At 56.0% G+C, this 13,279-nt stretch carries 11 protein-coding genes; 7 read left to right on the top strand and 4 right to left on the bottom strand.

Going from position 1 to position 13,279, the window contains the following annotated elements:
- Positions 1-35 precede the first annotated feature (35 nt).
- Positions 36-491: a hypothetical protein gene (locus ACZYTD_RS13815; protein ID WP_463892844.1), complete on the top strand. Its 456-nt coding sequence runs from the start codon at positions 36-38 to the stop codon at positions 489-491.
- Here ACZYTD_RS13815 and ACZYTD_RS13810 read toward each other — a convergent pair.
- The gene (locus tag ACZYTD_RS13810; protein ID WP_463892843.1) at positions 488-931 is read right to left on the bottom strand and encodes a helix-turn-helix domain-containing protein; all 444 of its coding nucleotides are present in this window, start codon (positions 929-931) and stop codon (positions 488-490) included. The genes ACZYTD_RS13815 and ACZYTD_RS13810 overlap by 4 nt on opposite strands.
- Positions 932-1,046: 115 nt before the next feature.
- On the opposite strand from ACZYTD_RS13810, the gene ACZYTD_RS13805 reads away from it, so the two are divergent.
- The 6 genes from ACZYTD_RS13805 (at position 1,047) to ACZYTD_RS13780 (ending at position 9,042) form a co-directional block, all read left to right on the top strand.
- Positions 1,047-2,021, top strand: coding sequence for an aldo/keto reductase (locus ACZYTD_RS13805; RefSeq protein ID WP_463892841.1), 975 nt, complete (start codon positions 1,047-1,049; stop codon positions 2,019-2,021).
- Between the two features lie 352 nt (positions 2,022-2,373).
- Positions 2,374-2,892: an Hcp family type VI secretion system effector gene (locus ACZYTD_RS13800; protein ID WP_463892840.1), complete on the top strand. Its 519-nt coding sequence runs from the start codon at positions 2,374-2,376 to the stop codon at positions 2,890-2,892.
- Between the two features lie 113 nt (positions 2,893-3,005).
- Positions 3,006-5,069: a type VI secretion system Vgr family protein gene (locus tag ACZYTD_RS13795; protein WP_463892839.1), complete on the top strand. Its 2,064-nt coding sequence runs from the start codon at positions 3,006-3,008 to the stop codon at positions 5,067-5,069.
- A 31-nt stretch (positions 5,070-5,100) separates the two neighbouring features.
- A complete protein-coding gene (locus ACZYTD_RS13790; protein ID WP_463892838.1) occupies positions 5,101-7,653 on the top strand; it encodes a glycoside hydrolase family 19 protein in 2,553 nt (850 codons plus the stop codon).
- Entirely contained in the window at positions 7,632-8,111 is a 480-nt protein-coding gene (locus tag ACZYTD_RS13785; protein ID WP_463892836.1) for a hypothetical protein, read from the top strand. Before ACZYTD_RS13790 ends, ACZYTD_RS13785 begins: the two co-directional genes overlap by 22 nt.
- A gap of 457 nt (positions 8,112-8,568) precedes the next feature.
- The gene (locus ACZYTD_RS13780) at positions 8,569-9,042 is read left to right on the top strand and encodes a hypothetical protein (protein ID WP_463892834.1); all 474 of its coding nucleotides are present in this window, start codon (positions 8,569-8,571) and stop codon (positions 9,040-9,042) included.
- Positions 9,043-9,220: 178 nt separating this feature from the next.
- Here the strand turns inward: ACZYTD_RS13780 and ACZYTD_RS13775 are convergent, their stop codons facing one another.
- The 3 genes from ACZYTD_RS13775 to ACZYTD_RS13765 all read right to left on the bottom strand — a co-directional run bounded on the left by ACZYTD_RS13775 (position 9,221) and on the right by ACZYTD_RS13765 (position 13,157).
- Positions 9,221-9,967, bottom strand: a complete 747-nt coding sequence (locus ACZYTD_RS13775) for a hypothetical protein (protein WP_463892833.1) — start codon at positions 9,965-9,967, stop codon at positions 9,221-9,223.
- Between the two features lie 278 nt (positions 9,968-10,245).
- On the bottom strand, positions 10,246-10,911 hold the full coding sequence (locus ACZYTD_RS13770; protein ID WP_463892889.1) for a DUF3142 domain-containing protein: 666 nt from the start codon (positions 10,909-10,911) through the stop codon (positions 10,246-10,248).
- 98 nt (positions 10,912-11,009) lie between these two features.
- The gene (locus tag ACZYTD_RS13765; RefSeq protein ID WP_463892831.1) at positions 11,010-13,157 is read right to left on the bottom strand and encodes a PA5441 family protein; all 2,148 of its coding nucleotides are present in this window, start codon (positions 13,155-13,157) and stop codon (positions 11,010-11,012) included.
- Positions 13,158-13,279 lie beyond the last annotated feature (122 nt).

Below are 13,279 nucleotides of genomic sequence, written 5' to 3'. Positions count from 1 at the left end.
CTTAGACCATCTGCCGCTACTCGGACTCTCTCCAGATGAGCACGCCTGCCACCCCGGATCCGCAAGTCATCCATGGTTACTACAGCATCGAGTTACGTGAGCACTGGCTGCGCAATACGGTGGCCGAAGGTGTCAATCTGGAGCTGGTGCTCCAGTACCGGAAAGAGGCTGATGCGGCCATCACCCACCTGCTGGGCCAACCCTGGGGTGTACATCTGATCGTCGAGGGGGATGCCTTACTGACCCCGGAGGCCACGGATATGCTGATCCAGGTGGTGAAAACGCGCGCCACGCTCGGCTGTTGTGGTGCCGCCGTACAGCTCAAACACTCCCACGCCAGTTCACTGCTCAAGTTTTATTGGGGCCATCTCTATGAGAGCGCGGGCCTGCCCCACTGTTTCTGCAACAGTGAAGAGGAAGCCGAAGCCTGGCTAACCGCCCAGATCACCAAGGCACAAGCCACCCCCCAACATAGCCAGAATCCAGCCTAACTACAGAGCCCCAGCAGGTGCTTGGCAAAGTCGCGGGTGGCCGCACTATCCAGAGAGCCATCGGCGCGTTTGGTGGCGCGCAGATACTGGTAGAGGGCGACCAGCAGCTTGAGCGCCTTCTCGTTGGAGAGGGTCGCCTCGCCGGCATCCAGCAGCTCCAGCGCCAGCAAAAGCGCCTCCTCCAGCGCGCTCATATCCACCACCTCGGCCTGGCGATACTGAAATCCCTGGCCTGTGGCCAGCCACTCCAGAGAGCAGTTCGCCTGGCGGGCAATTTGATTGGCGCGGGAGAGGGTGGGTTCACTACCATTGAGGTACTTGCGGATCATGGCCTCGGAGAGGCCGACCCGACGGGAGAAGGCAGAGACGCTCTCACTACCGATCAACTGACGCAATCGATCGGCAAAGCTGGTTTCCGGCTCTGAGTGGCACTCTGACATCTGACTCTCCCTGCTGACCGCTAGAATTTCGAACCCTGGTGTTGATTTCTCGCACCAAGGTACGAGATTATGCTGGCGGCGCTAGTTTAGCAAATTCATCATAGAGGAGAGGAGCATGTCTGACGCTTTCATGCTGCAACAGTCCCTGCCCAGCAGCAGCCGTTTGGTATTCGGTTGCATGGGGCTTGGCGGAAGTTGGGATAGCCAACCCGTAACCGAAGCCCATATCACCCACGCCCACGCGGCCGTGGAGGCGGCGCTGGAGATTGGCATCACCCTATTTGACCACGCTGACATCTACACCCTGGGCAAGGCCGAAGTGGTTTTCGGCGCACTGCTCAAGCGCGACCCCTCGTTGCGTGAACGCCTCCTGCTGCAATCCAAGTGCGGCATCCGCTTCGGCGATGAGCAGGGGCCCAAGCGTTACGACCTCTCCCGGGAGTACATACTGGCCAGCGTAGATGGCATCCTCTCGCGTCTGGGCGTCGACTATCTGGACACCCTGCTGCTGCACAGACCCGATCCGCTGCTGGACCCCAGCGAAGTGGCCGAAGCCTGGCTGCAACTGAAGCAGAGCGGCAAGGTGCGTCATCTGGGGGTCTCCAACATGCACAGTGGCCAGATGGCCCTGCTGCAGCGTTACCTGCCCGACCCCCTCATCGCCAACCAGCTGGAGATGAGCCTGCTGCAACATGACTGGGTCGACAACGCCACCTGCTTCAACAATGATCAGGGGCTGGGCACCCGCCAGTGGGGCGACACCCTGGAGTACTGCCGCTTAAACCAGGTGCAGATCCAGGCCTGGGGCGCCTTGGGCAAGGGGTGGTTCAGCGGCGCCGCGCCTCAAGAGGCCCCGCAAGCCGTTCATGCCACCGCCACCCTGGTGCAGCAACTGGCCCATCAATATGGCGTCGCCAGCGAGAGCATAGTGCTGGCCTGGCTGCTGCAACATCCGGCCCGCATCCAGCCGGTGATCGGCACCAGCCATCCTGGCCGCATCCGCGCCTGCGGGGCCGCCGAGCAGGTTAAGCTCAGCCGGGGCGAGTGGTATCAACTCTATGTCACCATACGGGGCACTGAGCTGCCATGATGCGCGATCATCAGACCACAGGCATCATTACACGGTAGCGCCACGGAGTGAGCGCCTCCCATCCAAGCGGGGGCGCTTGCCATCAGCTTGAGAGGAACCCAATCCCTCCCGGCCACCACTATATTCATCCTATCCGCGCAACTTATTACGCACATGGCAGCAGATCCCGCTACCAATACCCAGCGTTGCCAGCAATAAACCGCACATTGCGCAACGAGTTGCGCCCGCAGCTGGGCAAGCAAGGACGCACTCTGATTAACTGATTGAATTAAAAAGAAAAATAGAGATGGCATGCTTGCTGCTATAGCGAGGCTGGTTGAGTTTTCCAACCATTCACTCAAAGGAGCAATACATGCCAACCCCATGTTATATCAGCATTCAAGGCAAGACCCAGGGCAACATCACCGCCGGGGCCTTCACCTCCGATTCCGTCGGCAACATCTACGTGCAGGGTCACGAAGACGAGATGCTGGTACAGGAGTTCAATCACGTTGTGACCGTGCCAACGGACCCCCAGTCTGGCCAACCAGCGGGGCAGCGCGTCCACAAGCCCTTCAAGTTCACCGTCGCCCTCAACAAGGCCGTGCCATTGATGTACAACGCCCTCGCCTCCGGCGAGATGCTGCCCAAGGTGACCCTCAAGTGGTTCCGCACCTCGGTAGAGGGCAAGCAGGAGCACTTCTTCAGCACAGTGCTGACCGATGCCACTATCGTCGATATCGACTGCCAAATGCCCCACTGCCAGGATGCCGCCAAGTCGGAGTTCACCCAACTGATCCAGGTCTCCCTGGCCTACCGCAAGATTGACTGGGAGCACATGGTCTCTGGCACCTCAGGCGCAGATGATTGGCGCACCCCCATCGCTGGCTGAGTCCGCGCCACGACATCCAGGGCCCTTATCGGGGCCCTTTTTTACTCATTCCCTTCTGTTTCAGCACGTCCATGGCGTGCGGTAGCCATGGGAAAACGCAGCAGGAGTGGCCCATGGCCAGCACGACAGGATTACAGTTTACCGTCAAGGTGGGCGCCTTGCCGGATGAGACCTTTGCGGTGGCCGCCTTCGACCATAATGAAGCCCTTAGCCAACCCTTTACCCTGCAGCTGGCGCTGGCCAGCCCCAGAGCGGATATCGAGATAGCCCAGGTGCTGGAGCAGCCCTGTGAGCTGGCCATCTGGTATCAGGGGGAGCTGCAGCGGCGAGTCTGTGGTGTGGTCTGCGAGTTTATCCAGGGCGACAGCGGTTTTCGCCGTACCCACTACCAGCTGACGGTACAGCCCGCCCTCTGGCGTCTGGGGCTGCGCCACAATAGCCGCATCTTTCAGGCACAAAAGCCCGAAGAGATCCTCTCCATCCTGCTGCAGGAGGCGGGCATTCAGGATTACGCCTTCGCCCTGCGGAACAACCATGCCCCACGCGAGTATTGCGTCCAGTATCGGGAGAGCGATCTGGCCTTTGTGCAGCGGCTGCTGGCCGAGGAGGGGATGAGCTACTACCACGAGTTCGAGGCCGGTCATCACAGGCTGATAGTCAGCGATGATGCCGGGCTGCTGCCCCGCGGCCCCGAGCTGCCCTTTTATCGCGCTGACCACGGTCTGGAGCAGGGCGCCTATGTGCGGGAGTTCCAGGTCAGCCAACGAGTGCGCCCGGCCCGGGTCGAGCTCAAGGATTACAGCTTCAGGACGCCGGCCTATCGCCTCTCTCATCAGCAGGAGGCGCGGGAGCTGCCGCAGCATGCCGACTACCAGCACTTCGACTACCCGGGGCGCTTCAAGCAGGATGCCAGCGGTCAGGCCTTCACCCGCTATCGTCTGGAGTCCCTGCGCGCCGATGCCTGCGAGGCGAGCGGCAAGGGCAACTGTGCCCAGTTGCAGCCCGGGCTGCGCTTTACCCTGAGCGGCCATGCCAATCCGGCCTGCAACCGGGAGTGGCAGCTGGTCACCATCCGCCATACCGGCAAACAACCCCAGGCACTGGAGGAGGAGGGTGGCAGCGGCGCCACGGTTTACTACCACCACTTCACCGCCATTCCCGGCCAGCAGAACTGGCGCCCCACTCCGCCCGGCAAGCCGAGGGTCGATGGCCCACAAATCGCCACAGTGGTTGGCCCCAAGGGCGAGGAGATCTACTGCGACGTGCATGGCCGGGTGAAGCTGCAATTCCCCTGGGACCGCTACGGCGCCAGCAACGACCAGAGCTCCTGCTGGGTGCGGGTCGCTCAGGGCTGGGCCGGTGGCCAGTATGGCCTGTTGACCATACCGCGCGTGGGGCATGAGGTGATAGTGAGCTTTCTCGAGGGCGATCCGGATCAGCCCATAGTCACCGGACGCACCTTTCACGCCACCAACCGCCCGCCCTACGAGCTACCGCGCCACAAGAGCCGCACCGTGCTACGCACCGAGACTCATCAGGGCACAGGTTTTAACGAGCTGCGCTTTGAGGACCAGGCCGGGCAGGAGGAGATATATATCCACGGCCAAAGAGACCTCAACGCCGTAATTAAGCACGATGCCACCTGGCATATCGGCCACGACCTGCACACGGATATCGACAACGAGCGGGTGACGCGCGTGCGCAAGGTGCCGGGCCAGGATGGCGCACCGCCAAGCCTGGGCAACGACCATCTGACGGTGGAGGGCGAGAAGCGCGACCATATCAAAGCGGACTACTCGCTCACCGTTGATGCCTCACTCCATCAGAAGATTGCGCAGGCGCTGCTGGTCGAGGCCGGGCAAGAGGTACATATCAAGGCGGGACAGAAAGTCGTACTTGAAGCTGGCAGCGAGCTCACCCTCAAGGCCGGAGGCAGCTTTATCAAACTGGACGCCAGCGGTATCACGCTAGTTGGCCCCGGCATCAAGCTGAACTCAGGCGGCAGCCCGGGCAGCGGCTCAGGCTGGGCGGGAAAGATGCCGGGATTGCCGGGCGGGGTAGCCAACGAAGCCGCACCTGAGGCGGTCGAGCTTATCGCCGCCGCCCCCACCGAGCACACCGGCGCGGCTCAGGTGAATGAGCTCAAACCCGCTACCTTCTACCTCTTTTCCGAATAAGGCTCGCCGATTTTCCGCATAAGGAGCTGCAATGAAGTTTGCATTACCCATCCTCACCGCCGATGGCCGCGAGTTTGCCGATGCCAAGGCACTGGACGAGGTGCTGAGTACCGAGAAATCGGGTCACTACCTGCTGGGGAATCACAGAAAATGGCACGGCGGCATCCATATCAGCGATGAGTGTGCCCCCTGGTGTCGGGATAAACATCCAGTGCGGGCCATGGCCGATGGCAAGGTGGTGGCTTTTCGCATGATGGATGACTATCTCAATTCGGAGTTTCAGGGACAGACCCTGCGCTACTCCAACTGTTTCTGTCTGATTGAACACGCCTACTGCGAAATCAATCCAGATACCCAGGCCAAAAACGAGTTCACCTTCTACTCCCTCTATATGCACCTCAAACCCTGGCAGCCGGAGCAGGATGGTGAGCGACTGGTGCTGAAAAAACGCTGGAATGTGCGCAACTCGGTCCCCCATCACCACCCTGATGCCGAGCAGCAGCAAGCCGATGCGCAGCTACCCAAAGTCCCCCTGCCTGCCCGCACCGAGCTGGAGCCGGTGGCAGGGTGCGAGCCGGAATGGGGCACGGTGGATGGCAAGGATTACCGTTTTATCAAGGTGAGCATCAAAAGCGCGCTGCCCCGGGAGGTATTGGCGGCCGGAGAACAGGCAGGCGTGCTGCTTAATCAGGGCAGCCAGGTATGGGTCGCCGAAGATGAGGCGGCGCTGGAGCGGATCACCCCGCCACAACCACTCTGGCTGTTCGATCAGATTGAGGCCGAGTTGACCCACGACATGGTGGGGCATGCCGATCCGCAGTTTAACGGCCCGACTGGACGCGTGATGATAGGAGGCCATAACACATCGCTGCCATCTGGAACTCTAATCGAATATGATGCTCATCAACTTGAATTCCACTGGCAGGGCGACAAGGTGCGCAAAATGGCGCGTTGCCGCTACCGGACACCCTCGCAGGGCAGGCTCTCTGGACGGTGTGGGGTAACCTGGGTCTGCGTAGAGGAGAGCAACATCCGTATCAAGCGCCAGACGCCGAGCCATCTCAACCAGCTCTATGTGTTGCCCTCGCCAGTTGCCATTGCGGCAGGGGAAACCGTAGGCTTCCTCGGCCTGATGGAGAGCCCAGGCTCCTTGCTGGGCGGTAAGCAGAGCAAACACCAGGTGCATCTGGAGTTGTTTACCCAGGACCCTCGGCTCGATGGTGTACTGGCTAACCAAGCAAACACCGCAGGCGGTACCCGCTATGCCAGAGTGCCAGCCGGGTTGGCGCTGTATGAGAAACGCGATAACCAGTGGGTCGATAGTGGTCAACAGAGTGAGGCAACTCTGCTAACCGCCCCCAGGGAGGAAAAGAGCGGTGACAAGCAGTGGCTCTGTGTCAAAGAGGGAGCTTATGTGCGCAAGGAGCAGGCAGAGATGTTAAGCCAGCATGACTGGTTGAAACTGGGCTTCAAGAAAGTGGATGGTAGCGGCTCGGATGGCTATCTGGATCCGCAGCAGGCCCCGGCTTTTTTTCAGGAGCTGGTTTATTGCCTCGATACCAACCAGGATGGTCATCTCAGTGGTGAAGAGATCACCGCCGCCCTGTGCAACCTCGAACCCCTACTGCACAGCCCCCAAAGCCGCAGCCGTCTGCAAAAGCTGATCGTCCGCCATCCCAGCGAATGGTACGACAAATCCACCGACGCCAGTCACCAGTGGCTAGGTAAGCTCAAGGCCCAAGTCGCCCAACCGGAATTTGACCAGTTAGTGGCCCATGAAAAACAGCGCATCGACCAACTGGAATGGATGCAAAGCGCCACCAGTCTAAAACTAAACCGCGATATCTGGCATTTCTGGCCGCTGGGGATGGCAGAGTTGGCTCGCACTCACCAGGCAGGCGTCACTCCCGAGCAACTAAAATTAATATTTCCACAAGCCTCTGACGAAGATATTCAAGCTGTCGTCACTGAACTGGATGGAAAGCTGGAAGCATATAAGCTGGACACGCCCTTGCGACTACGACACTTTTTCTCTCAGATAAGAGGAGAGGTCGGCCCGACCATGAAGGGCAGAACAGAGTCGTTTCAGTTTTCACCTGCGACACTGCTAAGATTTAGTGACTACTATAAAGCCCATCCGTCTGAAGCTGATGAAGATGGCTATGTAAAAGACCCTCGTACCAAACGAATTACACGCCGAGCTAATGAGCAGGCAATTGGCAGAAAACACTATTCAAGATTAAATGGTAATCGAAGTGATCACCCCGATGACGGTCTAAATTTGCGAGGAAGAGGATTAATTCAAATAACAGGATATGAGAAATATTATGGGTTATTCTCTGATTATAATAATTATTGGACAGACACTCCGCCAGACTTCGTAAATCAACCTGAAAAAGTTAATGAAATGCCCTATGCAATTCGTAGTGCAGTTTGGTTTTGGTTATACAGAACGGTATACCGGTTTGATCTTGGCAATGGAGCGAGTGATGTAATAGGAGTAACAAAGAGAGTCAACGGAAGAGACATGGGATTAACCGAACGACAGGAGGCATATGAGTTATGCACGCAAGTATTCAAGTAGTGGTATTATTTGCAACGATCATTCTTAGTCAATCATCACTTTCGAAGCAGTGTCAGTCGGATGAAACATTGGTTGCAGAATGCCATATTAAAGACAAAGCCAAATCAGCCGCATATATATGCGCAGACAAAAACGGTAAAAATGGCAGATATATCTTTACTCGAAACAACAAATCTGAACTCAGTGTGATGTTTAATGAAAGGAATCAGCTTCAACGCTGGCTAGATAAGGGGACTTATACAACATACCTTGGATTCAACAGGGGTGAATATATATACGTCTTGGGTATTCCTTCACAAAACTTCGGGGTAAAGGCATTTTTAGATGTGAAAAAAGACAAAAAATATATAGCGCACAAACAATGCGACGAGAATTCATTCACAGAAAAGGAAAAAAAAGGATCATTTGTGAGGGATTTATCTGAAGATGAATTTTTTGAAAGTATATTCTTTCCATGATTATTCTTTGATCGTAGAGGCCACATCAATAGATAGTAATTCAAAAATCACAATTTTAGGGAATCTGCTTCCCATGGTTGCGAAAGGTTTTTGTAAGAAGTTTATCGCTTTATTGTTGGCAAGTGCCGCACATGCTACGGACAGTTGTCCTTCTAGAGCGAAATGGGTAACCCGTAGGTTGGGCTGAATGAAATGAAGCCCAACGTTTACCGCGTGATAGTTAAATGCGATAGGACAGTCGTGGTTGTTAATCTAACGATTGGCTTCTTAAATAATAAAGGCAGTTAGTTGCTCGGTAAACGTTGGGCTTCGCAAGCTCAGCCCAACCTACGCGCTATTTGGCAGACAACAATAATGGATTCCAAGATGTAATAGGCATCACCAGAGCAATAAATGGAAGAAATATGGGGTTGGAAGAAAGGCAAGCCGCCTACCGAGAATGTGAGAGCGTATTTTTATGAAGTCAATCTATGCAATAATATTATTCATTACTAATGCAGCTTATGCTGCTGGTGGTTGTCCATCAGGACAAAAACTGATTGCAGAGTGTTCTCTTCCTGGGAAAGTGGAGCGGAAGGCATTGATTTGTTACTCACTAGAAAAGCCCACATCATTAACGTATTTCTTCAAAAGAAAAGGCCATGTAGAGCTTGAGGTAAAATTTAGTGAAAAGAACAAGCTGAAACGCTGGACGGACGAAACAACCTATACGCGGTACTTTGGATTTTACAGGGGTAGTTACTCCTATACGATAGGAGTCCCTCAAGAAACCCCCGGAGCATTAGCATTTTTAGACGTTAAGAATGGATATACTCTTTTAAGCACGACAGATTGCTTATCAAACTCTTTTGGAGAAAAAGATGTAGCACACCCATATATCGAAAACGTACCTGATCTAAAAGTACGAGAAAATCATTTTAAATTCCCATAAAATACAATATTAAGTTTGCTGCAGAGGGTGTTCAATATTTTGTAATCAGCCGATCATAGGTCAATATGATCATCCGGTTATGATCATCCGGTCTGCCGGGGAAATGGATTGATAACTGCGACAGCGTCAGGGTTTTCTCACTTGTGGGGCCGCAAAGCGGTCCCACACCAAGTTTTGGTTATACGTGTTTAGCAGTTGTAATTTCACTTATTTCTGATGCAACTTGTTGAATAAATATTTCTATGTGCATTATTGTGTCTAGGGCAAATTGCTTATCAATTTCGATGAACTTTCCATCTAATGTCTTTCCATCTCGATGAACAATATCATGGCGATATGTTGTTATTTCGCAAACTTTACTTATGTCGAGTGATAGTTTCTTGCCTAATATTGCGCCTAAAACCTGACGTATCTTAGGAATATTATGGTACATGAGCTGACCAAGTTCAGATGTAACAATGCTTGAAATGCCATCTGTAAATTTGATGATCTCAGCAAGGGAAAATTTTAAATTTTTCAATTCATCAATATTGGTTATTGCATTCACTAAATATGTTTTATTAGATAAAACCAATGAGCGGACACTATCAGACAGAAATGATTCCATCAGTGTTACTGCATGCGCAAAACTCATTTTATAATATGTATCCTCATGATCTGTCGCTACTTGCATCTCAACTAAATCACGTAAGTTACTTATCTTATATAAAAAATCCCGATGCATATCTGAATAAGAATGTTGGCGAATCCAATTATTCATTGCATCTGATTCATCTCGGAACTCTTGTAAATAATGCCATTCTTCAGCTAAATCATCCCAACCAGGAGTTTCTTCATCAGCTTCATCATCGTCTAGATGCTCTCTAATCCATTGACACATGTCATCTTCACGAAGACCAAACATATATTCTTTAATTGAACTCATTTTAAATAATTCCATCGAGTTTATTTGACACTAAACAATGTCTTATCCGAAACCAATCCCCATACGAGCGTGAACTTGTGCGGCTTTAATCTGTAACGGTTCCCCGCGCCGGTTGAAATCCTTTGCTATCAACCGGATGGTTTGGGGTTTTATCCATCTTATCGGCAAAGGTGGCGATTAACACTATTAATTGCGGGTCAATTCTAGCCTCAATACGAATAAAATAATCAATAATTTCAATTAGTTATATGTAATTGATTATATTGGTTATTTTGTATCTATTTGATTTTATTGGTATTATTCACCAAAAACACCACCTCGCCCCGGTAGTTGGGTTGACGGCGGAACTGGCGCTGCCAGTCGGGTTGCCACTGGCCGTGCTGCACCAGTCCCAGCTTAAAAGGCAGGGTGAGGCGTGTCAGGGCGGGCAGGTAGCGTTGATAGTCGGTGACTGTGTGGCGCCCCCGATAGGTTTGCACCACCAGCTCATCCACCACGCCTGCCAGGCCATTGAGGGTGGCCAGATCGCCGTTGGCGCCCCAGTCCAGCAGACCCGTGATGCTCAGGGCACAGTCGGCGGGGAGTTGCCGGCGCAGTTGGCGCAAGAAAACGGCGTAGTCGGCCAGTCTGGGAGTGGCGGCATCGAAGTCGATCTGGATCCCCACCACCCGGTTGCCATGGGCCTGCCAGGCGGCGCGTTGGCGCAGCAGATCCCGCACCACGCCCTGGGGCCACTCCAGGGTCGCCACCCGGTAGCTTAACCAGAGCTGCGGCACCTTCAGATGGGAGGGGGGCAGCCCTTGGGGCTGCAGCGCCACACCTGTACTCTTCGCGCGCACCTCACCCTGCAGCAGATAGAGCAGCTCGGCCTGGTGCAACACAGGCTGGGGCCGCACGCCGCCCCAGAGCCAGAAGGCATGATAGCCGCTGGCCTCAACCAGCACTGAGGCTTGCCAGGGTGCCCCGGCTAGCGGCGCCTGGGGGGCAACGACGGGCTGGCAGCCCGCCGCGACCAGCAGCCACAACGCAGCAGCCAAGCGTCTCACCAGTAGATCTTCTGCTGCTGGGCCCAGCTGCTCTTGCCGTAGCTCTGCTTCAGGGTCATAAACCAGCGCTTGCGCTCGGCCGCGGCGATTTCCTCGCTGCCACAGTGGTTATAGCCACTGGTGGCAAAGCAGTTGATAGCGCGATAGAGGGCGTAACTCTTCTCGCTGGCGGGCGCCTTGGCGTCGGCTATCACGCTGCGATACCAGGCCAGACGACCCGCGAGCGCGCCACCGAAGCGATCCGGGCTGCCCGCCAGCTGATCGGCAGCCGGAGCCTCACCCAGAGGTGAGCTATCCCACCCCTGACGGTAGACAAATTCGGCCAGACAGTTGAGCGCCTTGGCTCCCTTGGGTTGCTGACTCAGGGTTTGCACCGTCTCCTGCAGGGCCGGACAGGCATACCCCTCCTCGGCCGTGGCACCCTGAGCAAAGAGGGCCAGATCAAACGGCGCCTTGGCCTGGGGTTGCGAACTGACCAGCGTCACATCCTTGAGGAAGGCCGAGTAGTGCCCGGAGAGCAGCGCCTTGTAGAGCAGGGTGAAGAGGGCGGTATTACGCTCGTCAGCTGGCCGTGTGGCATCCTGCGCTAGCTGGCGCAGCAGATCGGCGGGAGCCACGAAGCGCAGCAGAGGATCCCGCAGCGTCGGTGAGGTGATCCAGGAGCCCTTGGCAAACAGGGCGTCGAGACGTCCGGCCCGCTCCAGTGTCATGGCCTGAGCCAGTTGCAGCAGTTGTTGTTGCTGAGCATCCGGTTGCAGGCTCCACAACTGGTTCCAGTGAGCCTCGGCCTGGGGCCACTGCTGCAAGGCCAACAGCGCCATGCCTCGCAACATCTGTTGGCTGAAGGTGAGCAAGTCAAGTCTGCTGCCGGGGGCCGGGGCGGCCACCGCTTGCACCACACCCGCATAGTCCTGCTGCACATAGTAACGCTGGGCCAGCTGCAGGTAGGCAAACTCCCCCGGCAAGCCTGCGGCAGTGAAGCTGGCCTGCTGGCTCAGCAACTCGTCAGGCAAAATGGGCTGCCAGCTATCGTCCCCCTCCACATGGGGGCGCATCCGGCGCAGATCCTGGGCCAGGGCAAACTGGGCGGGCAGGGCCACCTTGTTACCCGCACTCCCCAGCAGACGCAGATCGATCTCGTTAAATAGCGGGCGGGTATCCGGCGCCTGGTTCAACGCCTGTTGATAGCTGGCCGCCAACTGGTCGCTATTGCCAGACAACCAGTAGATACGGCGATAGAGCCCCTTGGCCGACGCGGCGTAGTGCCCCTGGGGGTAGGCGTGCAAATAGGCCGTCAGCGCTTGCTCGGCCTGGGCCAGAGGAGCCTTGTCCACCTTGCTGGCATCGAAAAAACCATACTCATCAAAAGCGTTGAGCTGGGCCTGGTTGATGGCCACCCGGGCCAGCAGATAGCTGGCGGTCTCCTTGAGCCAGGGCTGGGCCTGCTGACTCAGGGCGGTGAAGAGCGGCAGAGCCGTGGCAAAATCCCCCTGATAGAAGGCACTCGCTCCGCGCAGATAGTCACTGAAGGGGGCCGCCGCCGGGCTGGCAGGTAGCTCGGAAAAATCGGGCAGCGTATCGCTCTGGCAGAGCCCCACCAGTTGTAGCCGCGCCTCGGCCAACTGACTCACCTCCTCGGCCGCTAATCCGCTCTGCTGCAAGGCCAGCAACCAGGGGGCCGTGGTGGCCAGACGGTTCATGCTGCAACGCCCCTCCAGCCAGCTGCTGTCCCGCTCCTGGGCGGCGGTGAGCACCTCTTCGCGCACCCCCAGGCGGGTCGCCAACTCCAGTATGCCGACGTCAGATGTGGCGCCTGCCGCGGCCGGGCCACTCTCTTCGCCCCCCTCTTCGCCACGCTGCAGCCAATCGGCGGTGGCAAAGGGTACGCTCAGCGCCGCCGGCTGTTTACGCGCCTCATCCCATCCCGACAGGGGTTTACCCCCATGCGCCTGAGCCCACAAGGCCAGGGTGGTGCGGGTGTCGTTATCCGCCGCCAGAAAGGGCAAACCGGTCAAGCCACAGGCATCCGGGCTCAACTGCAACGCCAGGGGCGGCGAACACTCCACATCGGCACAGGCCCACACCGAGGGCATGGTCACCAGTAATGAAAGAGCGAGCAGACTGTTTTTCAGCTTGAGAGCCATGATGTAAATCCTTTTTCAGGGAGCGCCTGCGATGATGAGCCGCAGATAACGATGAGTTCTCGCCATGATAGCGCCAAGCCTCACTCGGTTGCTGACTCATCTGGCCGACAAGGTGATCGCCA

The organism is Pseudaeromonas sp. HNCC25DJ180, assembly GCF_055413345.1.
The sequence above is the reverse complement of the archived record's forward strand: the minus strand, read 5'-3'. Positions and strand labels throughout refer to the sequence as shown.